The organism is Cohnella ginsengisoli, from assembly GCF_029525555.1.
GTDB classification, from domain to species: domain Bacteria; phylum Bacillota; class Bacilli; order Paenibacillales; family Paenibacillaceae; genus Cohnella; species Cohnella ginsengisoli.
In genome coordinates, this window is sequence record NZ_JAPDHZ010000008.1 from 417,308 (window position 1) to 441,097 (window position 23,790).

Here is a 23,790-nt window from a genome sequence, read left to right on the forward strand (position 1 = left end):
CGCGATAGTAAAGGGTCTTCATTTTTCCGCCACCACGAGCTTGTAGCCGATCCCGCGGATCGTCTGGATGACGAAGTCGTCGGCATAATCGGCGAACCGCTGGCGAAGCCGGTTGATGTGCACGTCGACCGTCCGGTCTTCGCCCTCATAATCCGGTCCCCAGACGAGGCGGATCAGCTCATCGCGCGCAAATAGGCGTCCCGGGTACTGGGCCAGCTGGGCCAGCAGCTCGAATTCCTTCATCGGCAGCAAAAAAAACCGATTGGCCGTCGGAAACTTCGACGTTTTTGCGATCAATCGTAATGCGGTGCATCCGAATGATATCGTTCGATACGCGGCTGTAGCGGCGGAACAGCGCCTTGACGCGGAAGAGCAGCTCTTCCGGCTCAAAGGGCTTGGTCACGTAGTCGTCCGTTCCTTTCAGATAGCCCTGCGCCTTGTCCGACAGCTGGTCCTTGGCCGTCAGCATGATGATCGGGATGTCGTACTGCTGCCGGATATGCTCGCACAGCTCCAGCCCGTCCATATGCGGCATCATGACATCGATGATCGCGATATCGATCGGCGTCCGCTCCAGCGCTTTGACCGCCTCTACGCCGTCCTGCGCCTCATGCACGCTGAATCCTTCGCGGGTCATCACGTATCGCACCAGCGCTCGAATGCTCGGATCGTCGTCTGCCAGCAGCAGATGGTTCAACGCCGCTCCCCCCGTTTCTGTTCCCTGCCTTTCTGTTAGCATAGCAGAAATCGGGGCAAGCGCATGCATGCGTGTCTGACGGAATTTCGAAATGAACCGCGCTCCTTCGAACTTGCCTTTAGGATGGTTCGCTCACCTTGATGGCTTCGATATAGAGCTCGATCTTCACTTCATTGCCGACGACGATCCCGCCCGTCTCCAGCGGCGAGTTGAACGTCAAGCCGAATTCCTGGCGCTCAATGCTGGCGGTAGCATGGAATCCAACGCGCTCCCGGCCGCGAGGGTCATTGTTGAAGCCTGCTAATACGGCGTGGAAGGTGACGGGTCTGGTGACGCCATGCAGCGTCAGGTCGCCCGCAAGTTCAAATTGCCTGTCGCCTATCGGGACGCAGCCTGTGCTTTGAAACGCGATGACAGGGTACTTTTCCGCATGGAAAAAGTCCTCGCTCCTCAGGTGCGCGTCTCGCTGCGGCTGGCGGGTCGTGATGCTGTTTGCTTCGATGGAAGCCTGAATGCCCATGCTTGCCGGCGCCTCGGGATCGAAGCTTATGTCCGCCTGAAACTGCTCAAAGACGCCTTTAATCCTGCTGATCATCAGATGCGCCACCGAAAACTCGACGGAGCTGTGGTCCGGATCGACTGCCCATTTCAAATTGCTCATGAATGAATTCCACCTTTACGAAGTTGTTGAGAATCGCATATGGCGACTATATAAAAAAAGCTGCTGACAACAGATTGTCAGCAGCCTCTAAGTTAAGCTGATACGCTGCAAGACCCCGATCCAAATGAGATTGCCGCTTATTCGGCTGCGATCATGGTGTAATGGATAAGGAGGTGATGCGTATGGCGGACTTTCCCGCAAGAACAGGACTGCGAATCAGGAGCTTGTCCGGTGTCCATCCTGAGGTACGAAGGGCTTGTCTCGAATTTGCAAAATGGCTGCGCCACTCGATGGAATTCCCGATTCGAGTCATCGTCTATTTGAAAAAGGATTACCGAATCCGAACCCGCGCTCGCCAACAAGTCACGGCCTCTTTCTTTGCCCCGTACGACAAGAACGACGAACCCTATATCCGGGTCGCAACCGGCGATTACGAGGAATCGCTGATCGAGGTTGGAAAGGATAACGCTTTGGCCGGGTATTTGCACTCCATCGCTCATGAACTCGTACATTATCAACAGTGGCTGGCGGATGCGCCCTTTAGCGAGAGGCAGGCGGTGTCGCGGGCTAAAAAAGTCGTCTGGCTGTATGCGCAGACAAGGGAGCATCCTTGAAAAATGGGGCGGCTATCTGGCTACCGTAATGACCATTCCCCATCCTTATACGCAAGCCAATGCTGCGATCTTGCTTCGGACTTATATTTTTCGATGTTGTTATACAGATCGTCATAGTCCATAAATTTTCCTATAACGTGGAGTGGGATTTCCACGTCGGCATGCGACTTAACAACCCTAGAACTCTCGATCAATACGCCGTTCTTCGCGAATGCCGTTAACCGTTCTCCAACGTCCTGACCTAAGGGCGGCACGTCTATCCCATACGGCTTTAACCGGTTTGCAACCAGACGCGTCAGCATATCCGCGTACAGCCGGGCGTCTTTATAAAAGACCTTGTTGAACCAGCCGTCATCGTGTGCCAGGTAGGTAAACTGATTGCGGAGCTTATCGAAAAACGGACTTTTAAGCGGCTGTTTATAGTGACCCAGATATAACAACTCCGCTTTCTCTTGTGGCTCGAGCTGATCGAGGGCCGGCGCTTCAGCAAAGTCCACCCAACAAAAATCGCCGTACGCATATACGTTTTCCTTATATAAAGCTTGCAGGGACTCCTTTTTTGACGTACTCCATTCTCAGTCCTGCATGAAAATCCCCATCTGCATACCCCGATGCAAGAAGCAGGATATGGCTAAGCTCGATTGGAAGGGCATGGACAAAATCCTTAAATTCGATACCCGTCGAGGTTACGGATTGCTCGTTCTCGTTATAAATCATGTAGAGGAATTTTCTTTTTCCCATCTGAGCACCTCGCGGAATGGACTGGGTCAGGGTAATTAAGGATCAGACATGAACCAACAATGTGGTTGGCTCACAGAAAGGATAACGAACTTGGATAAAATTATGAATTTCAAAATCATCCAAGATACCCTCGCCGATTTTACATGGTCGAACTGCCGCTTTATAAGAGAATACCGATTCTTTTTTTGAACGCAATAAATATGACGAGGAAATTTCGATACTTGAAATTACCTTTGAGTATATGGGTAACAAAAACTATTTAATCAAGGCGCAATTTAAAGAGTTAGGCAACTACGAAATTAACTCCGGAGGATCGAAGATCCAACTCATTTTTTTTGCAAGTTCAGGATATTCGAGGCGACGGATGGAATGAACTGAATTATAGAATAACCGATTATGAAAGGGAAGAAATCAAGCTATATTGCAAGGATATCGAAATCATTGCTGTAGAACCCGTTGAATAGACTTCCAACGCTGCACGAAAAGAGGAGGCTGTCAGGTGAATCTTACAAAGGCCATTCAAACACTCCTCGCACCCGAACTAAAGAAATTGGGTTTTGCACTGGAGCATGAGCGGAAAATATGGACCTTTTATCGAGACAGCCCTGAACATCAAGATCGAATTGAGTTGGATCAAAGCGATTGGTATCCACATGCGATCAGGGTTTACTTCATTACGGGCAGTAAAATGATTTCGTATCATGATTTACGAAAGGAAAATCAGGCCGTCTTAACCTGGGAGGAAATAAGCGACCGATTTGCGAATCTTGAGGATCTGCTTGAATTCGCAGCGCTTAATCAGGAATGGCTTCATTACGAAGACGAAGCATCTCTCGAGCGCTTATTGCTCAGTATCGTAGCCGTATCGAAAAACGAAGCGCTAGCTTGGTTCGAACAAAATCAACCTGAGGCCTGCCCGATTCCGCTGAGCGCCATTCTGACAGAAGCGTTTCAGGAAAGTGCCTATACATTCTTCAGCGCCCATCATCTCAAAGTGGAGGATCCGTCCTGTTTGAATCAACTTGAACAGTTACTGACGCAGGATCGCGCTTCGGATATCAGGTTGGAGGCCACATTCTTCTTAGGCGAAGTATTTAGAACGAATCTGGGAGGCGGGGTTTGGACGCTGAAAAATAATCGCGCTTTATGGTTAGAGCGAATCGGCGGCTACGAAAATGGCAAGATAGAGCCGTACTTATTCATAGAACAGTTTAAAGCGAACGGGGAAAGCTTATATGAATATTATCAAATTTGGGAGGACTTAATCCAGCAGCTGGGATCAACGCAATGATTGTGAATACTTCTAATAAATGTCGAGATACTGCCAATAGGCAATAAATAAGTCGCCTTCCTGAATAACTCCATCCAACCATCGGCAACCATCTCATCCTGCCAGTTGCCTCTCTACTACTAACTTTAATATCGGCCCCATACAACAGCCGGGACCCAAGTTGATGTAATCCGGCTTCATCTATGCGGTTCCCCCCTTTGGCCAGTGCTGCTCCCACTAATTCCTCTTCCACCTATCCGGTTGTTTTTTTAAGCAGGAGTGGATTAGCAATAAAAAAGACGATAGCCGCAGCTATCGCCGAATTCAGTTTAGTCTAAAACGGCCGTCATGTGCGCCTTTGTCACAGCCCAGTGCGTAGCGCTCCAATACTTCGCCTTATCTTTGATGTATATGATCTGAGGCGATTCGTGTTTGACGTTCAAATCCTCCGCGATCTGATTCGACACGGGGCGGGATTCGATGACTTTGACCAGCGTATAGTCCGCATCCGGATTGGGCGCAGCCTTCAGATACGCTTCGTATTCGCCCAGCGCGTTGGTGCTGACAGGACAGGTCGTGCTGTGCTTTAAAATAACCTGTCCGCGTTCGGCGGATTTGGCCAGCACCGCGTTCCACTCGTCGATCGTCGAAATCTCTCTCCAGGTCATCGTCGTACCTTCTCTCGTTTATTGAAGATCCAATATTGGATTGAATTGTATCATATTGCAGGACGGGACGAAAGCAAGCCTCGGCAGCGCGTTGGCATGACTCGCTTTGTTATTCATGCAGGATCGGCACTCCCGCGTTCTCCTGGATGGAGTATAATAATTCCAAGTAACTCGCAGGCTACACGCAGTCGTAGTCCGACGAACACCAGCTATGTAAAAGGAGACGTTCAGAGCTGCCATGGAATTATTTTTTACGATCCTAATTCTACTCGCGCTGGTCGGCGTATCCAATATCCTAAGCGGCAAATTCCCGCTCGTGCCCGTGCCGCTCATGCAGATCGCGCTCGGCATCGTCATCGCCGCCATCCCGTCCGGCCTGCATATGCATCTCGAGCCCGAGCTGTTCTTCGTGCTGTTCATCGCGCCGCTGCTGTATAACGACGGCAAGCACGTGTCGAGATCCGAGCTATGGAAGTTGCGCGTGCCGATTCTTGTGCTCGCCGTCGGCTTGGTGTTCGCGACCGTGTTCCTGATCGGCTACGCCATCCACTGGATGATCCCGTCGATCCCGCTGCCCGTCGCGTTCGGTCTCGCGGCCATCCTGTCGCCGACGGATGCCGTCGCGGTGAGCAGCCTCGCCGGCCGCATTCGGCTGCCGAACAACCTTATGCACCTGCTCGAAGGCGAGGCGCTCATGAACGACGCGTCGGGCCTCGTCGCCTTCAAGTTCGCGATCGCCGCCGCGCTCACCGGCAGCTTCTCGCTGGCGAACGCAAGCGTCAGCTTCCTCTTCATCGCCATCGGCGGCCTCGGGGTCGGCGCGGTAACGGCGCTGCTCGTCTCCGGCTTCCGGATATGGCTCCGCCGGTCGGGCCTCGAGGACGAGACGATGCATATGCTCATTCATCTCTTGACGCCGTTCGCGCTGTATATGATAGCCGAGCGGCTCGGCGTATCCGGCATCCTGGCCGCCGTCGCCGGCGGCGTCGTGCACGCGATCGAGCGCGACCGGATGTCCAGCATCAAGCCTTTGTCCAACGAGCTGTCGGATAACACATGGTCCGTCATCGTTTTCATCCTTAACGGACTGGTGTTCGTCATTCTCGGCCTGCAGCTGCCGAGCGTGTTCAACGAGGTATTCCGGGAGCCGACGCTGAACAACGGCGAGGTGATCGCTTACGCGGTCGTCATCTTCCTCATGCTTCTCGTCCTTCGCTTTCTATGGGCGCTGGCCTTCTCTCGGGGCGGTCGATGGATCGGCAAGAAGACGGCAACCAACGTCAAGGTCTCGTTCCGAAAGCTCGCGATGACCGCCCTGTCCGGCGTACGCGGCGCGGTGACGCTGGCGGGCGCTTTCTCGATCCCGCTGCTGCTGGACAACGGGGCGGCGTTCCCCGAACGAAGCCTCGTCATTTTCCTGTCGGCCGTCGTCATCCTGCTGTCGCTCATCGCCGCGAGCGCGCTCCTGCCGCTGTTCGCGCAGCAGCCTGCGCACAACAAAGCGGCGGAGCTCGCGGCTGCGGAGCGCAAGGGAGAACGGCTGATCATGGGCGCCGCCATCCGCGCCGTCCATTCCGCGACGACCGAAGACAACGAAGTCGAGGCGGCGTCCGTCATCTCCGATTACGAGCGCTGGCGCAGAAATCCGGAATTGGACATGCTGCGCATGCAGCACGGACAATTCGAGTTGGAAGAGCGGGAGCTGCGACTCAAAGCGATCGACGAGGAACGGCGCACGGTGAACAGGCTGCTGCGGGAAGACCGGATCACCGAGACGCAAGCCGTACTGTTCCAAACGAACCTGGAGCAAATGTCGATGGTATTGTCCGTTCGCACGAATTTGTTCACGCTGCTGGTAAAATTCTGGGCGCGCGAACTGAAGGCGCTGTTGACCAAGCAAGAATCCCGATTCAAAGCGATACGGGACTTGTCGCAGGCGGATCGGGAAGCGATCCGAGGTCTGAAGGTGCAGACTTGCGAGGCGGCGCTGTCCTCCCTCCGCTCGGAACGCAAATGCGAAGCCAGGTCGGCAGTCATGAGCCAGTACGAGCATATACTGTCGAAGCTGACGACGCCTTACTCGTTCGGGAAGCCCCCCTGCAGGCGACGAAGAAGTGCGGCGCGACCTGCAGTGGATCGCCATTCAAGCCGAGCGGGACGAAGTGCAGTCGCTGTTCGAGCGCAACGAAATCACGCGCGACGTCGCCAACAAGCTGCGCCGGACGATTCGGACGCGCGAGGCGACGCTATTGAGCGAGGCGCTTGACTAGGATGCGTACGGTACGCCGTATTGGTTGAAGATCCGCGGTACTTATTTTCGAAAAATGGCCCCGCGGTTTTCCGTCCCGTGCTTGTCCTGCGGGGCCTTCAAATCGCGTCGGGCCGCTCCTCGTCGCCGGATTGCAAGAAAAGGCGGAAGCTCTCTTCGCCCAGAGCAAGTGGGGCCCTGCAACGTAGTAATCGACGATGGATCTGGCGCCGGTCATCGTATCGTAGAATTGAACGACTTCGCCTAACCCGTTTAGCCAGCGTGTCTCTTAGGTCTTCCATATTCGTATCGGGCTCAATGGAGAATCGCGCCGAAACAGCCTGGGCCAACTGTTCGATCCTATGCCGCATCCGTCGCCTACCTGTGGACGGACGAGGATGTGCGAAGAGAAGGCAGTCGATTTTAATCTGTTCCTATTTTATTCACCTCAGCGCCGCTATGACTCCATAGCGGCGGGATCGTGGAGTCGGCGCTGTATGAGGTGTTACTTTCATAAGCGAAAGTCATAAAACGACCCGCAAAGTGGGCGCTCGATCTTCGTGCGCGCTCCTTGCGGGTCGTTCGCGTTCCTACTCCTCTTCGCCTTCGCAAACGACTTCGGTAAACTGATTTAACGGAAACAGCGTAGGCACCCGGCGCCCCGGCATCTTGATAAACTCGACGAAATCTTTGCCGACCCGGAGAGCCTCTCGCGAAGCTCGCCGATATCCTCAGCGATCGCCGTCAAATCAAATGGCTTTGTCCTTTTAACGGGCTCGTTGAGCTCGACGAAGAAGGAAGTCCGGGTATCCACGATCGTCGAGCTTGCGCTCTCTTATGCTCGCGCACTTATTTTATAGATGATCGTTTCATAGCGATCCGCCCATACTGCCGAACTTTCATTCTCGGCGTTAATCTCGCGCCCCCCGGTGCGGTAGAGCAGATTCCTTTGATCTTTAATAAACTCGCCTGCCAAGCTCTCCTTTTCAAACCGAACGCGCGCGGGTTCCTCGGACAAATTCACGATGATCAAAAATCGGATGCCTTCATGCTCCCTGACGTACGATAACGCCACTTTTTCCGAGCTGGGCATGAACGTTAGCGTGCCCGCCCAGAACGCCGGCTCGCTCGTGCGAAGATGGATCAGGAACTTATAGTGCTCGAACAGCCTTGCGTCGAACGAAGCCCAGTTGAGCCTGTACGCATCGAATAAGGAAGTCCATGTTTCCAGCGTATTCTCGTTGAATTCCTGTCCCATCATGACGAGCGGAACGCCTTCGAGGGTGAGCAGGATCGATGCAGCAGGCGCCGCATACGCCACGCCCAAGTGCCGCCACGCTCTGGACTGTTCTTTCTCCTCGAGCCAGGTCATTCTTAGCGCGTCTTTAGGAAAGCTGTACTTGTAAGAATGATAGATGGCGCTGAATTCAGCTTGCGTAATCGTCCTGTCGATCATCTGGCGGATCAGGATGCGGGGATTGCCGTCGTAGGTCAGATCGCAGGCTTCAAGATGATGATATTCATCGTAGGATTGGGAGATCAGCGCGAGATCGGCCTTAACTTCCTGCAGCGCCCGCCGGATCTCCACGAGGAAATCATAGGGCGTAATATCCGAGTCATCCAGCCGAATGCCGTCAAAATCGAACGCGGTAATCCAGTATTTCATCGCTTCTATGACGGATCTTCTCATATCGCGATTGCTGAACTGCAGGCCGGCAAAATATTCGCGATGGGGCACATCGTAGTAGATTTCATTTCGTTCGTTGTGCGTGAAGTATTCCGGATGCTTCCCCGTTAGAATATGATCCACGCTGGCGCGATTCACGACCCAGTCCAAAATGACCCGGATGCCGTTCGCATGGGCTTGCCGCATAAAGAGCAATAAATCATCTTTCGTCCCAAACTCGGGGTCGATCGAATAAAAATCTTTTACCGCATAGGGATCGCCGTATTTACCGATTCTGCGTTCCTGCCCCACTTCGTTAAACGGCATCAGCCACAGCGTATTGATCCCCAGCTCCTTCAAATAACCGATCCGATCCGTTAGTCCCCGGAAGCCGCCATTCGTAAACGCGCGGAGATGAAGCTCGTAAATGACCGACCTTTTCATCCATTCGGGACTAGAGCGGGCCGTGAAGTTCTCATACATATAGCCCGGGTCGCGTGCGGAAATCCCATTGGTCCGGATCAGTAAGTCTCCGTTTTCGGTTACCGTAATCGCAGAGTTGTTCTGCCCATCCTCCGATATGCTCGGATTCAACGGGTCAAGCATCCACTTCTCCCCGTCCACTACGAATTTATAGAGATGCCTGCCCGTCGGAATCGCCAATTCAATTTCCCAGCCTGACGAATCTTCCATCCGGTTCATCCAGTTGCGATCGCCGTTCCAATGATTAAACGTGCCCGCTACGGCAACGCGCTCAACGGGCGTATCCGAGTAATAAACAAATCTTACGCCATTGGATCCCTTCGTTGGGGATAGACTCAGCATGATGTGACCTCCGCTAATAGACTCCCTCCTATCGTATCTTTATGAAAATGAGTTTCCAATGTCCGATCCCGATCGATCTTGATGCGATTCTGTCGTGGAACTTCAGTAATTGGGCCGCCTCCCCCCCTTATTTCAACCTTCAGAATATCTTCAGAAAGATCCCAAGCAGGAACTCATTTATTTTTCCTAAACTGATCGTGTCCTCAATCGGGCGAAATGAAGTCGAAAGGAGAACGCGCATGGAACAAATAATGTCATTGGTGAGCCATTACGGCTATGCGGTGCTTTTCTTGGTTTTCTGCCTGGGCCCATTCGGAATTCCGGTGCCCACTGAGGTGACGCTTTTGGCCGCCGGCATCATGACCGCTCACGGGTTGCTGCACCCTCTGTATACGCTCGCTTCCATGGCGATCGGGATGACATCCGCGGTAACCGTCGGGTACGGGGTCGGCAGGCTGGCCAGAAGGTACGGTTTTTTGGACCGATTAAGCCGTTTCAACGGTTACCGGAAAGCGGAGAGATTTTACGTCAAACATAACGGAACGGCCTTATCGATCGGCTATCTCATTCCGCTGGTTCGCTACTTCGTCACGGTTCTGGCCGGCATCAACGGCGTTCCCTTCAAGCGAATGCTCTTCGTCTCCTATCCAAGCGCCATCGTATGGATCGGCACGCTGTATGGCGTTAGCTGCATGTTCGGCCATCGGATCGTTCAAATCTTCCAATGAGGTGCGGCGGAATGTCCAAAAATCATTCGATGCTTTTCTTTAAGAAGTTCGTCCATAATCCGAAATATATCGGAAGCGTCATCCCTAGCTCGCGTTTTTTTAGCCCGTCGCATGGCTGCCGCCGCGGATTGGGGCCACGCCGCGAATATCGTCGAGATCGGATCCGGCACGGGCGCGATTACGCGGGTCATCGCACAATGCGTATCGCCCGGAAGCAACGTCGTCTTGTTTGAAAAAGAGGAGGAGATGGGGGGAGAGGCTTCAGTCGGATTTTCCCCGCTTCATCAGGGAGCGCAATGCGCTCGGATTAGTTTCGCAGCTGCAGAAGCACAATATACGGGAGGTGGATTATATTTTTAGCGGACTGCCCTTTTACAACTTTTCGCCGATCATGCGGCTCCAACTGATTCGGCAATGCCAAGAGGCGCTTAGACCGGGGGGCAAGTTGATTGCCTTTCAGTATTCGCTGCAAATGAAAAAGCTGCTCTCGGAACATTTCGAGATTGAAAGCATCTCTGTCGTGCCCTTGAATTTGCCCCCGGCGTTTGTATATGTTTGTAGAAAAAGGGGAGCGTACGATGAGCGTAATTCTGGTCGTAGACGATGATCCGGAAATTAGAGACGTGATCCACGTCTACTTGCGCAACGAAGGCTACGACGTGCTTGAAGCGGGCGACGGCGCGGACGCGCTTGACGTGCTTGCGGTGCGCACGGTCGACCTGATCGTCTTAGATGTCATGATGCCGCGAATGGACGGGATTAAAGCGTGCATGCGCATTCGGGAACGATATTCCGTCCCGATCATCATGCTCTCCGCGAAGGAGGGAGATCTCGACAAGATTGTGGGACTCACGACGGGCGCGGACGATTATGTGACGAAGCCCTTCAATCCGATGGAGCTCATCGCCCGCGTCAAGGCGCAGCTGCGGCGACAGAAGATGCTTGTCGCCCCTGAAGCCGCGCACGATTGCATAGCCATTCGAGAGTTGATGATCGACACGGCCAAGCACTTTGTATCGATCCGAGGCCAGGAAGCGATGCTGACGCCGCTCGAGTTTTCCATTCTTCATTTGCTCGCGGCTCGTCCGGGGCAAGTATTCAGCGCCGAGGCGATCTACGAAGCCGTGTGGAAAGAGCGAATCGGCTACACGGACAATACGGTCATGGTGCATATCCGGAATTTGCGCGAAAAGCTTGAACTCAATCCGAAAAAACCGGAATACGTCAAGACGGTTTGGGGTGTTGGCTATAAAGTGGATCGTTAAGCCGTTCAAATTAAAGCGGAGCTTGCGGTATTCTTTTCTTGGCGCTATGGTTGCGACCGTTGTGTTATCCTACTTTACCAGCCTGTACACGACTGCGTTCATCGGACAGTTGCTCGATTCGGCCACGCCGCAGGGAAAGCTGGCGTACGTTCCCTTATTAGTCGGCACGTCGCTAACGGTCTTTATCTTGGTTTTTCTTTTGTTTTTCTACCTCCTGACGAGGCGGATCATCAAATACTTTTCGGTTCTTTCGGAGGGGCTTGGTTCCATTTCGCAGGGCAATTTCGACTATAGGGTACCCATTCGCCGGGAAGACGAACTTGGCCATTTGGCGAAAAACATTAATCTGATGGCCGATAAGCTCGCGACGCAAAAAAGGCAAGGAAAAGGAAGCGGAGGAATCCAAAATGAATCTCATTACAGGGGTTTCTCACGATTTGCGCACGCCGCTGACGAGCATGATCGGTTATCTGGATTTACTCCGAAAAAGATCCTACCTGGACGAGAGCGAATACGATCGCTTCGTCAACAATGCCTTCAGCAAAGCGCAGCAGTTGAAAAAGCTGATCGATGACTTGTTCGTTTATACCCGGCTCACCTCCGGGGATATGATATTCGCGAAGCAGCAAGCGGATATGCGGGATCTGCTGCAGCAAGTTCTATTCGAATTCGTGCCCATCGCCGAGGAACATCGTACGGTCGTTCGTTCGGAGATCAAGATTAAAAGGGCCTCTGTCCTAATTGATCCGGAGCAAATCGCTCGAATCCTGGACAACCTCCTCATGAATTCGCTTAAATATTCGACCGAACCAAAAGCAATCGATATTCGCCTCGACTGCGACGAGACCTTTGTTTATTTGACGATTGAGAACGAGGGCGAGCTGATTACCAAAGAGCAGGAAGCTAGACTTTTCGATCGTTTTTATAAGACGGAAAATGCGGAGCTGGATTCGCCTATTCAAGTAGGCGCCGGCTTGGGCCTTGCCATTGCCAGGCAGCTTGCGGAGCGCCAGGGCGGCCGCCTGACGCTTGCGTATGACGGCGGTCATTATGCGTTTACGTTAGCGCTGCCTTTACATACGGAAGCGTGAGGTTTCCGCGTGATTAAGCTTTTTAAACCGGAAAATGATAAAACCGGCGGGAACTGGTACCCGCCGGCTTACGAGCGTCATATTCACTTGGAGAAATAGTGTCCCTGCTCGAGGTCGGGGATAAGCGCCGCATGAACAGGTCGCCATCCCAAAAGCGACTGCGTCTGCGCGCTGGACCGCGGGATGTCGAGCGATGCCAGCATGCCGAGGAAGCCGAAGTGGGCGTCCGCTTCTTGGCGCGAAATGCTGGCAGTCGGCACGTTCAGGTGCTTGCCGATAACGCTTGCGATGTCGCGGAACGGCACGCCCTCGTCGTGCACGCCGTCCAGCCGCGCGCCTGCCGGAGCGGACTCCACCGCCAAGCGGAATAGGGAAGCCGCATCCAGGCGGTGTACCGCCGGCCAACGGTTTGCCCCGTCGCCGACATAGGCGGCCACGCCTTTCTCGCGGGCGATGTCGATCAGTCTCGGCACGAAGCCTTTGTCGCCCTCGCCGTGCACGGTCGGCGCAAGCGACACGATCGATGCCCGTACGCCTTGCGCGTTCAGCGCCAGCGCCGCGTTTTCCGATGCCTCTCCGTTCGCGTGCGCCGTAATGACGAGCGGCTTGCCGGAGCCCTTAAGCGCCTCTCCCATCGCTTCGACGGCACGAAGATCCATGCCGAGCGAACCGGCAAAATCGGAGAAGTCGTGCCTGAACGCCAGGTGGATGACGCCTTCCGCAGCGGCCGCGCCCCGCTGAAGGCTATCCAGATCTTCAAGCGTTCCCTGATGTACCTCGGCCCCCGCCGCCGCAAGCGCTGCGGCGCCGCGATCCGAACGCGTTAGGCCGACGACCTGGTGACCCGCCCGAATCAACTCGCTGACGACGGTCGAACCGATGTACCCCGTAGCTCCCGTGACAAAAATTCGCATGCTGATCTCTCCTTAGGCTTTTGATACTCACGACTTCACTGTAAACTATAGAGTAGACTCTAAGGCAAGCCGTTAATAAGGAGCGTCGCGCATGAAAATTCAGGAACTCGCCGACAGGGTCGGATTATCGGTTCACACCATTCGTTATTACGAGAAGGAAGGGCTATTGGACGAGCGTCACGTCGAGCGGGATAACAACAATTATCGCCACTATGCCGACGAGGCGATCGAACGTCTGAAGCTGGTCAAGAGATTCCAAACCGTCGGCTGTTCGCTCACGGAACTGAAGGAAATCCTGCAGGGTCTGGATACGAACACGACGACCACGCAGCAGGGAATCGACTGGGTCTTATCCAAAATCAAAGAAATCGAGCGCAAGAAGGAAGAATACGATCAAGTGCTGGCCACGCTTAACCGGATGCTGGAATACAAAGTCGCCTTGCAGGACGACCCCGGAAAGAAGCATCGTTGACCCGGGTGATGCTGACCTTCGACGATCAGCCGGAACAGGCCGAGCCGCGGATCGGGAGGTGCCCGCATCCCTTGCTGCAAACAATGGCTGTTACTTCAATTCGAAGGCCATCAAGTCCCTGCCGACCGTGATCGGACCGGCGTAAATATCGGCCATGCCTTCGATGTACGCTTGCTCCGCCGCCGGGTTCGCCTCCGGCGCGGGAATGTGATGCGTCAGCACCAGATGCTTGACGCCCGCCCGCTGCGCGATCTGCGCCGCTTCGAGCGTCGTCGTATGATACTTGGCGGGGTTCGACAGCGCCTTCTCGTGCTGCGGATATCGCGCAATGAGGGCGTCCAGCCAGGGCTTGTTGTACGCCTCGTGAACGAGCAGATCCGCCCCGGCCGCATGTTTCTCCATATTCGCCACCGGTATCGTATCGCCGGAGATCACGACCGTCTTGCCGTTATACTCGAACTTATAGGCAATGGCCGGATAGACCGGGCGATGGTCCACTTCGAAGGCGGTGATCCGGATGCCGTCTTTGTCGTAGACGACGCCCTCGTTGCACTCCGTATACTCGATTCGCGAGCCCGCTTCGTCCGACAGGTTATAGCTGATTCGGAGCTTGACGTCGAACTCGAACGACTCCCGCATTTTGCCGATGATCGCCTTCGTCGTCTCCGGCCCGTACACCTGCATGGGCACCGAGCGGCCTTCAAAGACCCGTTCGGCGGTAATATGCGTCCGCCAGCTCGTGATGAACACGTCGAAAAATCCGCCGTTGTGATCGTAATGGTGATGGGTGAACAAGACGTCGGATATCCGCTGAGGCATGACCCCCCGCCTTGACCAGCTGGTCCACCGCGGCGCCCCCGCAATCGACGAGGAAGGCCTTGTCTCCCGCGAGCACCGCGACGCCGGGCTTCGCTCGCCCGTAGAAGGCGCGGGGAGAACCCGTTCCGAGCAGAACGACGGTCAGATGCGGATGGTAGTCCGGGCGCAGATTGTCCTGCGGCTGAATATACGTTTCTGTCATCGCGATCATCCCTCTCTTCGTTCGTCTATTTGCCTTCCTGCGTCTCCTTCAGCAGCGACAGATCGTACAAGCCGGTCAGATCCAGGCCGTCTGCGCCGACGTCCTTGATATACCCCGCATCGACCGCGACCTGCGCCATGGCCTGCAATGCTTCTTGGTCGATGTTCGTCGTGAGGCTGAGGTGCGATAGCGCGGCCTTGATCAGTTCGGCGTCCAGGCCCTTGCCGGTCAGTTCCTTCAGCTCGTCGCTGACCAGCTTATACGTGTCTTCCGGGTGGCCCTGGATGAATTGGATGGCATCCTCATTGGCGAGCAGGACGGACTTCGCCAGATCCCGATGCGCCTTCAGGAAGCCGTCGCTTGCGACGATGATCGTAAGCGGATAGTTCCCCTTGTTCGGCGGAACCTGATCCCAATCCACGGCGATCTCGCCGATCCCTTCATTCGCGATCTGCGTGCCCCAAGGCTCGGGCAACAGCGCCGCGTCGACCTGGCCCTGCTTCATGGCCGTCAGCGTATCCGCCGGCGCCATCGCGATGATCTGCACCCCGCTCTTGTCCGTCGTCACCTTTAGACCCTGCTCCTGAAGCAGCAGACGGAGCGAGATCTCGTTCGTGCTCCCCTTGGTAGGGACGGCGACCAGCTTGCCCGCCAAGTCCTTGACGCTCGTCACGCCGGCACCCTTCCTCGCCACGAGCACGGCGCCGCCGTTGTTCGCGCCGGACACGATCTTGATGTTCTTGCTCCTGACGTATTGGTTGATGACCGGACTCGGCCCCACATAACCGATATCGATCTCGCCTGTCGCCATCGCGGTCGAGAAGTCGGAGCCGTTGTTGAAGCCCTGTACTTCGACCTTCACGTTCGCGCCAAGACGATCTTGCAGATAGCCCTTTTTGATCGCCACGAAGGCCGGCGCATGGGTCACGTTTTTGAGCAGGCCGATCTTCACCGTGATTGGGTCGGCCGACTTGGAGCCGCCGCTGCTCTCCGAGCCGGAGGAGCCTGATGAGGCTGAGGAACCGGAGGATTCTGAGGAGCCGCAGCCTGACAGCAGGGTTAGCATCAATACGAGGACAAAACTTGAATAAATCGCTTTTTTTAAACATGGTTCATTCTCCTTTTTCAATTTAAGCTTAGGCTTTGGCCGTCTGAAGCCCGTACAGCGTCAAGACCCGGTCCTCGATGCGCTTAAAGACGAGGTGGTCGGAGATCGTGCCGAGAATCGCGATCACGAGCACGATGCAGAGCATGAGCGACGTGTCGCCGAGGCTCCGCCCCTCCTCCAGCAGCTGCCCGAGCCCGACGCCGCGCGCGATGAGCTCGCCGGAGACGAGCGCCCGCCAGGCGAATGCCCAGGCCATGCGCATGCCCGTGATGAGCTGCGGGATCGCCGCGGGGACCATCACCTGATAGAAGAGACGGAGACCGCGGCCCGTCCCGAACATCTGCGCAGACTTCACATAGATCGGCGGGATGTTCTTGATCCCGCTCCGGCTCGCGATCGTCATCGTCCAGGTCGCCCCGATCGTCGTGATGAACACGACGGCGAAGTCGTTCAGCCCGAACCAGATGATCGCAAAGGGCAGCCAGGCAATGCTCGGCACCGTCTGCAGCGCGACGACGACAAAGCCGAACGTCTCGTCCAGCAGCCGGCTCCGGGCGAACAGGACGCCGAGCATGATGCCGATGGCGCACGACAGCCCGAACGCGACGAGGATGCGCCGCAGGCTGCCGAGCGTCGCCTTGAGCAGTTGGCCGTCCGCCATTCCGTCATAGAACGTCCGCATCGTCTGCAGCGCCGACGGGAAGCGCCAGCCCCAGTGCATCGTCCTATATGCCGTCTCCCAGATTATGAGCAGCAGAAGGAGAAAGAGGGCTTTTCTCCAAAGTGTAGTCATCGCCGTATTCCTCCTTCGCCACCTTCTCCAGCTCGGCGGCCAACGTATCCATGATCTGACTCTCGATATGGTGCAGCACGGAGTCGCCGGGCTCCCGCGGCCGCGCCGCCTGTACGCGGAACTCCTTTTTGATCCGGCCCGGCCGGGTGGACATGACGAGTACCCGTTCCGACAGCGTGACCGCTTCCCGGATGTTGTGCGTGATAAACAAGATCGTCTTGCGCGTGTTCAGCCAGATCTGCTCCAGCTCCTTGTGCAGCAGCAGCCTCGTCTGCTCGTCCAGCGCGGCGAACGGCTCGTCCATGAGCAGGATCTCCGGATCCATGACGAGCGCCCGCGCGATCGCCACCCGCTGCTTCATCCCGCCCGACAGCTCGTGGGGATAGCGGTCCGCGAACTTGCCCAGATGGACGGCGCGGATCTGCTCCATGGCCCGCTCGCGGCGCTCCTTTTTCCCGATCCCCTTCTGCTTGAGACCGAACGCGACGTTCTCCAGCACGGTGAGCCAGGGATACAGCGCATGGTCCTGGAACACGACGATCCGGTCGGGCCCGGGAGCCGCGACGGCCTTGCCGTTCGCTTCGACGCGGCCGCGATCCGCCCGTTCCAGTCCCGCCACCAGGTTCAGCAGCGTGGACTTGCCGCAGCCCGAAGGACCGAGGATGGAGACGAACTCTCCCTTCCCGATCTCGAAGCCGATGTCTTCCAATGCCGTGTAGCCGACGCCGCCCCGCTGCGCAAACGTCTTGCTGACGCCTTCTAACCGGATCATGCTCCGCCACCTCCATCGCTTTCTTTTTCGTGTCGTCGTATCGTTAGATGTGCGCTTCGAACGCCTCCGTATCGAAAATGACGACCTGCTTCCTCTCATAGCGGACGATGCCTTCGTCCCGCCATCGGCCGAGCGTCTCGGTCACCGTCTGCCTGCTGCAGCCGATCACATAAGAGATCTCCTCGTGGCTCAGCGGAAGCGTGACGACCGTCTCCTTCCCGGAGCGCACGCCGAGCTGCAGCAAAAGCTGCGCCAGCCGCCACGCCACCGGCCGGGACACGAGCGTCTCCACGTAGCGCTGCGTCTGCAGCAGCCGGCGGGCGTTGGCGACCGTCAGCGCGTAGAGGGCGTCCGGATGCTGCTTGAGCAATTCGATGAAGGAAGAAGCGGGAATCGATAGAATGCGGCTGTCCGTGATGCATCGCGCGTAACGCTGCCGCTTCTCCCCCGTCAGCACCTCTGCCGCGCCGAACACCTCGCCCTTGTGCCGCAGGAACAAAGTGATGCTCTGACCTTCCTGCGCGAACTGCGAGATTTTCACCAGCCCGTCCCGAACGAAGTAGATGTCCTGACTTTCCTCTTCGCTCCTGAAAATAAAGGCGTTCTTCTTCACGTCCCGGGAAGCGCCGAATGTCTCGAAGAGCCCGGCCAGCGCGAGCTGCTCGGCTTCGCCATTATTTGGCATGGCCCCCTCCGAATAGGGGGACATCTTTTCTTGGCGCATGCTCGCCTAGCCCCTCTCTGTCCGCTTATAAATCCTTAGTTTGCTGATCGGTATTTATGATTATATTTCATCGTTTCCTTTAAAAAAAAGTCGGCTGCCCGACAAAATAAGAGACCAAGCTTTGTTTATTTGTAAAAGGGCGGCCGCGTAGAAAACCATGGTCATGAGATTTGTACGTTTATTTTTCTGTCGCAGAGAAAAAAGGTTGTCCCGAGGCCGAAAGGGCCTTGGAGACAACCTTTTGAAGAAAAAGAATAATGAATGAACGGAATTTATACGCTTCTAAACGCCACGGTACCCGCATTTACGCTGCGACTGACGCGCAGGGCTCGCTCCGCCGAATTCAGCGCCCCGCCCCACTGCAGCGTGTAGCGGAATTCGTAAAATCCGCCCAGCGTCGCCTTGAAGTTGGTCTCCCAGTAATTCGTCAGCACCCACGCGTACAAAGTGGGCGCCTCGTCCCGCGCTTGTCCCTGCACCTTGCGCTCGCCGAACGCGAGCGGTCCGGTCTGCATCAGCGGCGTATCCGGCGTCGCGATCGCAAGTCCGCCGGACGGCGACACCAGCGCCAGTCCGTCCTGGATGCAGTAGAAGTCGGTCAGCGTGCCCGGGATCTGGTCGATGCCCGGCCTTACGGCTGCTCCCGCCTTGTCGAACCACAGCTCGCCGCCGTCCTTCCGCAGGAAGGGCAGGGACACGTAGACGTTCTCCGGCTCCCACACGCTCGTCTTGTGCATGCGCACGGAGACGTCGGCGCGCGCCTGATCCTTGTACACCTTCAGGAACAGCGAGTAGTGGCTCATCCCTTCGACCTCGTAGCGCAGCTCCACGACCGCGTACAGCGGGCCGTCCGCGATCGACCTGACGCCGGTCAGCGCGCCCGCGGAGCGCTTGACGTTCATGCCCTTGCGGTTGCGGCCCATGATCCGGCGGACCGTCATCTGGTCGCCGTGCTCGCCTGCGGTCACTTCGTATACGGGCGTGAAGGCGGGATGCGCCTGGTTCGGATCGATGAGCTCCCTGCCCGTCCCCTTGTCGATCCAGGAGACGATGCCCGCTCCGCTCCGCCACGCGATCCGCATATGAGGCGTCTCGATGCCGTTCTCGGTCACGGCCGCTTGATCGGCGGCGCCGGCCAGCGGTACGAGGTCCCGGATATCGTGGATACGGTCCGCGCCGACAAGGCGCGTGCTGCTCGTCGTGCGTCCTGCAGGCTGCCCCGAAGCCTCGCGAATGACGTAGCGCTTCTCTTCCCGCGCGCCGAGCTTGGCCATGATCGCGATCTGGTAACCTCGGCTCACCGTCTCCTGCTGGTGCGGCACGACCTCGCCCGTCTGCTCGTCCGCAACTTCCAAGCCCCGTCTGAAGTAGTCGGCTTCCCAGTTCTCCTCGAGATAGAAATAGGCTGCATCCGTAACCGGGTAATCGAACGAATTGACGACCGTAAACGTGAACGCGCGGCTCGCCCGCAGCAGCACGTCTCCGCGAGCGCGCAGCACGCGATCGAGCGAACGTTGGACCAGGCGGCTCGCATGCGCGGCGTACGCCTCCTTGCGGACGCCCAGCTCCTGCACCATCGGATGCCAAGGTTCGGAGATCGAGGAGTGATAGCCCCACGTATGCTCGGCGTACATGATTAATTGCCGCTGCGCTTCCTCGATCTCTTCTTGCTTGACGCTTAGTCTATCTGGGTCAAGCTTCTTGACGACGGACAACGCGCGCTGCGCGCCGCGGAAGATCTGGGTATGCATGGCGGTGGAGGCGACGCCGTCGGACCACCAATCCGGCCAATCGCCTCTGTAGACCGGGATCGGCGCGTCCTGCTCCTTCACCAGGTCGAAGTAGCGGTTCAGCGTGGTCATCTCGATCTCGATCCGGTCGCCGTGCTTCGCGTTCCACTCCTGGATGAAGCTCATGATGCGGCCGTTCGGCGCGGCGTTGTCGCGCAGCTGGCCCGAGACGTTCACCACCGTGAAGTCGTACGGGTAGTCCTCCTTTTCCAGCTGGGCCAGATACCGGCCGATTCTCGTCTCCGCCAGCTGCCAGTGGTCCTCGGCGATCCCGCGGATCGGCGTCTCGTCCTGGATGGAATAGGAGAACGTGCCGTCCGGATTGAGGCCGAGATCGTTGCCGATCATATAGTGCTCGCCGTTCCACACCAGCAGGCGATCGCCCTTGGGCGTCTCCCAGTAGAACGGGAACTGCTTGCGCCCGATCGCGAACATGCCGTGATGCGTATGAATGCAGCTCAGCAGATGCTCGATGCCAGCGTCCGCCAGCGCTTGCGAGTAGCCCCAGCTATAGCCGTTGATGTCCGCCGTCATCGCCGAGCGTACGCGCAGGCCGTGCGACGCCGCGAATTTGCCGGCCCGGCCGGCCATGTCGGCGAGGAGCTCGTAGCCGGCCAGCTCCGTCATGTTCAAATAAGTGCCGGACAGCTCGATATCGCCTCTGCGGAGCGCCTGCACGAAGCGTTCTTTTTCCAAGTCCTCGGCCTCTTCAAGGAACCGCTCGACGGCCCAGAACGCCTCGCAGGTCCACTTGAAGCCCTTCCACTCGGGATGCTCTGCCGTATGGGAGGCTTCGCTGATCTCAAGCGCCTGCCGGATAAAGTCGACCTGGTACTGCTCGATTTTTTCCTGTCTTTCCGTGTATCCGATGTCCGTGTGCGAATGGTGGATCACGTATAACTTCCACTTTCTCTTAATGCTTGGCATCAACGTTCTCCCCCGTCAAGAAAGTCGTTTCCGTCATAAATCTGTATATGCCAAGCAGCGTGCTGGTCAACGTGTCGCGGCCGACCCGGACTACCCCGTGCGTACCGGACTCCGCGAGCTTCTGCCGGAAGGCCGGCGCGAACAGATGCGCGCTCTTGGAGATCTGCCCGCCGAGCACGATCGATTCCGGCCGGTATCGAAGGAGCGGCTGCGCCAGTATCTCCGCCATTCGCTCGCCGAAGCGATGAAAGAGACGCAGCGCCGCGGCGTCCCCCCCGTCCGCCAGCAAGGCCAGATCCCGTACGTCCAAGCGGGCGTCCTCGAAGCCGAACCGCGGAGCGAGTTGCAGAACGCCTCTCCGCGAAATATAGTCGTCGGCCATGCTGTTCTTGTAGGGCGTCGCGTACAGCCAGCCGTCGCTAGGCACGTCCGCGCGCGTCTTCACGAGACGCCCCGACTCCAGGAAGCACGAGCCGAGACCCGTGCCGATCGTCAGGCAGACGACGCGCCCCGCCCCCCTCCGCGGCCCCGCCGGGACCCGTCTCGCCAAGACCGAACAGCGCGGCGTCGTTCTCGAACGCGATGCGAAAATGCGGCGCCAGCCGGGTGCCCGTCCGCTCGTCGGCCCGCAGCGCCTCTTCGAGCAGGCCGCCCACGGGCAGGCCGTACAGCGCGTCGAACTTGCCCAGCCCCCGGATGCGGCTGACGCCCGCTTCGTAATCGAACGGTCCGGGAAAAGCAAGGCCCAGTCCGTCCACGCGGGCATCCGTCCCCCACTTGCGCAGGATGTCCGCGACGATGGCCGCGAAATGCCCGATCGTATCCCCCGCCGCCAGGCCGGCGCCGGATTCGTAATGTCCGACGCTCGCTTCGATTATTTTCCCGCCCACGACGGCCCCCGCCTTAATCTGCGTGCCGCCGACATCCAGCGCGATCACCACGGACGATGTCATGCCCTGTTCCCCCCTATGCCCGGACATAAGCCTTGATCGTGCCTACCGTCTTGCCTTCGCTGGCGCCGCTCGGCCGAATCGTATAAGCGGGGACCGATGCCGGGACGATAAACGTCTCGGCGTAGCGAACGACGAACGGCTCGAAAACGCCGTCCGGGCTCTCTACGGTCGCCTCCTCCCCTTCGATCAGGTTGAGCATGTGCACGCTGCCGTTGCTCTCGTGCAGGACCGGCTCCGAGAACCAGTGACGCCGCGTCTCGATGAACTCGAGCTCGTGCAGTCCCGTGCGCTCCTCGCGCCAGCCCTTCCCCCTCCGCGACCGGCTCGATGACGTTGACGCACTGCGCCTCCGTCCACTTCGTCGTCCGGTCCCAGCGAATGACCCGCTCGCCGTGATCGATATGCACAGGGCGCGGCTTGCCGTCCAGTCCCAGCCGGTCCCAATCCCATAGCTTGAACGTGAAGATGTACGGCGTCGCGCTGATCTCCAGCACCATGCAGCCCGCGGCCGAGCAATGCACGGTGCCGGCCGGGATCAGAAAATGATCGTGCTTTTTGGCCGGGAACGTATTCGTATACTTCTCCGCCGGGAACGTATAACCGCCTTCTTGCGCCTTGCGCAGATCGGACATCATCTCGTCCGGCGCGACGCCGTCGCGCAGTCCCAGATACACTTCGGCACCGGGCGCGGCATCCAGAATATAGTAGCTCTCGTCCTGCGTGTAGGCCATGCCGAACTGCTCGCGGATGTACTCCGCAGTCGGGTGCACTTGCAGGCTCAGATTCTGGCCGCCGATCGTGTCCAGGAAGTCGAAGCGAATCGGGAACTCGGCGCCGAATCTCGCGTACACCTTCTCGCCAAGCAGCTCGATCGAGCGGAAAAACACCAGGTTGATCGCCGGCAGCTCGAGTCGATGCGGGCCGTAGCGCAGGTAAAGGCTGTTCTCCTCCGGCACGCCGTCGAAGCCCCAGGCATACGGATGGTCAGCCTTGGGCAGGTCGATATGCGCTTCCAGCCATTCGCCTCCCCATACGCCGGGATCGAAGTAGGGCACCAGCCGGAACGGCCGCTTCGCCGCCTGGGCCAGGCCGTCGAACAACGCTTCGCGGGTCGCCATGACGGGCGACGCCTTGGCGTTGGTATCCAGGTAATAGTCGATCGAGCCGAGCAGCCGCTTCTTCAGCCGGTCGGCCATGCGCCATTCGAAAAAAAAGCCCCGCTTGTACAGGCGAAGAATGTCGCGCTCGCTGCGTTCCGCCCGCCAGTTGCCCAGCTCTCCGGAACGGTACCGCTGCTGGATCTCCCAACGCGCCAAGTCGGCATAGACGAGCAAATCCCCGCGCGCGACGAGCGATGCCCCGAAGCCGATGATCAGGACGACGCCCTCCCGGACCGCGTCGATCCGCTCGCGCAGCGCGGCGATCCGCGCCTGATCGTAGAACTCTTCCGCCTGAAAAGGCGCCATAAAGCCGAATACGCGGTCATCCGTCATGTAGCGCCCGACGATGCGGTCGACCTCCGCGGGAGGCAGCGCCGCTTCTTCGGCGCGGACGACCGTCAAGGCGCCGAGCGTCCGCTCGCAGCCCGCGACGACCTCCTCCTGCCGGACGCCGGGATAGCATTCCAGGACGACGACGGCTTTGCGCCCGCCCAGGCGTTCGATGGCGGAGCCGAGCTCGGCCGCGATCGCTTCGTAGCCCGCCCATACCTCGTCTTCCCGTCCCTTAATCGCGATGAAGGGCTCTTTGTCGTAGCGTGGTGGCATGATCGTACAGCTCCTTTGCGTGATCTGATCACATATTATCAGATATTATCACAAATGAACACATCAAACGATCAAT

General features: G+C 57.4%; 21 protein-coding genes and 3 pseudogenes. 8 read left to right on the top strand and 16 right to left on the bottom strand.

Annotated features, from left to right (window positions below; translation table 11 throughout):
* Positions 1–18: 18 nt before the first annotated feature.
* A pseudogene (locus tag OMP38_RS32710) lies at positions 19–739 on the bottom strand (response regulator transcription factor).
* A 76-nt stretch (positions 740–815) separates the two neighbouring features.
* A complete protein-coding gene (locus OMP38_RS32715) occupies positions 816–1,358 on the bottom strand; it encodes a YceI family protein (RefSeq protein WP_277568769.1) in 543 nt (180 codons plus the stop codon).
* Between the two features lie 182 nt (positions 1,359–1,540).
* Between OMP38_RS32715 and OMP38_RS32720 the strand changes: the two genes are divergently transcribed.
* Complete coding sequence (locus OMP38_RS32720; protein WP_277568770.1) at positions 1,541–1,972, top strand: hypothetical protein; 432 nt, start codon at positions 1,541–1,543, stop codon at positions 1,970–1,972.
* Positions 1,973–1,992: 20 nt separating this feature from the next.
* Here the strand turns inward: OMP38_RS32720 and OMP38_RS32725 are convergent, their stop codons facing one another.
* Together OMP38_RS32725 and OMP38_RS32730 are read right to left on the bottom strand one after the other, a co-directional pair.
* Positions 1,993–2,469 carry a hypothetical protein gene (locus OMP38_RS32725; protein ID WP_277568771.1) on the bottom strand — a complete coding sequence of 159 codons (477 nt, stop codon included), beginning with the start codon at positions 2,467–2,469 and terminating at the stop codon, positions 1,993–1,995.
* Positions 2,470–2,503: 34 nt separating this feature from the next.
* The gene (locus OMP38_RS32730) at positions 2,504–2,713 is read right to left on the bottom strand and encodes a hypothetical protein (RefSeq protein WP_277568772.1); all 210 of its coding nucleotides are present in this window, start codon (positions 2,711–2,713) and stop codon (positions 2,504–2,506) included.
* 499 nt (positions 2,714–3,212) lie between these two features.
* On the opposite strand from OMP38_RS32730, the gene OMP38_RS32735 reads away from it, so the two are divergent.
* Positions 3,213–4,004, top strand: coding sequence for a hypothetical protein (locus OMP38_RS32735; protein WP_277568773.1), 792 nt, complete (start codon positions 3,213–3,215; stop codon positions 4,002–4,004).
* 308 nt (positions 4,005–4,312) lie between these two features.
* Here the strand turns inward: OMP38_RS32735 and ytxJ are convergent, their stop codons facing one another.
* On the bottom strand, positions 4,313–4,651 hold the full coding sequence (gene ytxJ / locus OMP38_RS32740) for a bacillithiol system redox-active protein YtxJ (protein ID WP_277568774.1): 339 nt from the start codon (positions 4,649–4,651) through the stop codon (positions 4,313–4,315).
* A gap of 238 nt (positions 4,652–4,889) precedes the next feature.
* Here ytxJ and OMP38_RS32745 point away from each other — a divergent pair, with 238 nt between their 5' ends.
* Entirely contained in the window at positions 4,890–6,917 is a 2,028-nt protein-coding gene (locus tag OMP38_RS32745; protein WP_277568775.1) for a Na+/H+ antiporter, read from the top strand.
* 817 nt (positions 6,918–7,734) lie between these two features.
* Here the strand turns inward: OMP38_RS32745 and OMP38_RS32750 are convergent.
* Entirely contained in the window at positions 7,735–9,390 is a 1,656-nt protein-coding gene (locus tag OMP38_RS32750; protein WP_277568776.1) for an alpha-amylase family glycosyl hydrolase, read from the bottom strand.
* A 239-nt stretch (positions 9,391–9,629) separates the two neighbouring features.
* Between OMP38_RS32750 and OMP38_RS32755 the strand changes: the two genes are divergently transcribed.
* The 4 genes and pseudogenes from OMP38_RS32755 to OMP38_RS32770 all read left to right on the top strand — a co-directional run bounded on the left by OMP38_RS32755 (position 9,630) and on the right by OMP38_RS32770 (position 12,474).
* Complete coding sequence (locus OMP38_RS32755; protein ID WP_277568777.1) at positions 9,630–10,118, top strand: DedA family protein; 489 nt, start codon at positions 9,630–9,632, stop codon at positions 10,116–10,118.
* 578 nt (positions 10,119–10,696) lie between these two features.
* Positions 10,697–11,383, top strand: a complete 687-nt coding sequence (locus OMP38_RS32760) for a response regulator transcription factor (protein WP_277568778.1) — start codon at positions 10,697–10,699, stop codon at positions 11,381–11,383.
* Between the two features lie 46 nt (positions 11,384–11,429).
* A pseudogene (locus tag OMP38_RS32765) lies at positions 11,430–11,687 on the top strand (hypothetical protein); the annotation flags it as partial.
* A 103-nt stretch (positions 11,688–11,790) separates the two neighbouring features.
* Positions 11,791–12,474: a sensor histidine kinase gene (locus tag OMP38_RS32770; RefSeq protein WP_277568779.1), complete on the top strand. Its 684-nt coding sequence runs from the start codon at positions 11,791–11,793 to the stop codon at positions 12,472–12,474.
* An 83-nt stretch (positions 12,475–12,557) separates the two neighbouring features.
* Here OMP38_RS32770 and OMP38_RS32775 read toward each other — a convergent pair whose 3' ends face one another.
* The gene (locus tag OMP38_RS32775) at positions 12,558–13,388 is read right to left on the bottom strand and encodes an SDR family oxidoreductase (RefSeq protein WP_277568780.1); all 831 of its coding nucleotides are present in this window, start codon (positions 13,386–13,388) and stop codon (positions 12,558–12,560) included.
* Between the two features lie 91 nt (positions 13,389–13,479).
* On the opposite strand from OMP38_RS32775, the gene OMP38_RS32780 reads away from it, so the two are divergent.
* Entirely contained in the window at positions 13,480–13,860 is a 381-nt protein-coding gene (locus OMP38_RS32780; protein ID WP_277568781.1) for a MerR family transcriptional regulator, read from the top strand.
* A gap of 90 nt (positions 13,861–13,950) precedes the next feature.
* Here the strand turns inward: OMP38_RS32780 and OMP38_RS32785 are convergent, their stop codons facing one another.
* The 9 genes and pseudogenes from OMP38_RS32785 to OMP38_RS32825 form a co-directional block, all read right to left on the bottom strand.
* Positions 13,951–14,679, bottom strand: coding sequence for an MBL fold metallo-hydrolase (locus tag OMP38_RS32785; RefSeq protein ID WP_277568782.1), 729 nt, complete (start codon positions 14,677–14,679; stop codon positions 13,951–13,953).
* Positions 14,680–14,906: 227 nt separating this feature from the next.
* The gene (locus tag OMP38_RS32790; RefSeq protein WP_277568783.1) at positions 14,907–15,833 is read right to left on the bottom strand and encodes an ABC transporter substrate-binding protein; all 927 of its coding nucleotides are present in this window, start codon (positions 15,831–15,833) and stop codon (positions 14,907–14,909) included.
* A 184-nt stretch (positions 15,834–16,017) separates the two neighbouring features.
* Complete coding sequence (locus tag OMP38_RS32795) at positions 16,018–16,782, bottom strand: ABC transporter permease (protein ID WP_277568784.1); 765 nt, start codon at positions 16,780–16,782, stop codon at positions 16,018–16,020.
* A complete protein-coding gene (locus OMP38_RS32800; RefSeq protein WP_277568785.1) occupies positions 16,715–17,554 on the bottom strand; it encodes an ABC transporter ATP-binding protein in 840 nt (279 codons plus the stop codon). The genes OMP38_RS32795 and OMP38_RS32800 overlap by 68 nt, the downstream gene beginning before the upstream one ends.
* A 43-nt stretch (positions 17,555–17,597) precedes the next feature.
* The gene (locus OMP38_RS32805; RefSeq protein ID WP_277568786.1) at positions 17,598–18,239 is read right to left on the bottom strand and encodes a Crp/Fnr family transcriptional regulator; all 642 of its coding nucleotides are present in this window, start codon (positions 18,237–18,239) and stop codon (positions 17,598–17,600) included.
* A 311-nt stretch (positions 18,240–18,550) separates the two neighbouring features.
* Entirely contained in the window at positions 18,551–20,995 is a 2,445-nt protein-coding gene (locus OMP38_RS32810; RefSeq protein ID WP_277568787.1) for a glycoside hydrolase family 38 N-terminal domain-containing protein, read from the bottom strand.
* Positions 20,982–21,491 carry an ROK family protein gene (locus OMP38_RS32815; RefSeq protein WP_277569028.1) on the bottom strand — a complete coding sequence of 170 codons (510 nt, stop codon included), beginning with the start codon at positions 21,489–21,491 and terminating at the stop codon, positions 20,982–20,984. The genes OMP38_RS32810 and OMP38_RS32815 overlap by 14 nt, the downstream gene beginning before the upstream one ends.
* Complete coding sequence (locus OMP38_RS32820) at positions 21,415–21,948, bottom strand: hypothetical protein (RefSeq protein WP_277568788.1); 534 nt, start codon at positions 21,946–21,948, stop codon at positions 21,415–21,417. Before OMP38_RS32820 ends, OMP38_RS32815 begins: the two co-directional genes overlap by 77 nt.
* A gap of 13 nt (positions 21,949–21,961) precedes the next feature.
* Positions 21,962–23,714: pseudogene (locus OMP38_RS32825) on the bottom strand (class I mannose-6-phosphate isomerase).
* Positions 23,715–23,790: the final 76 nt, after the last annotated feature.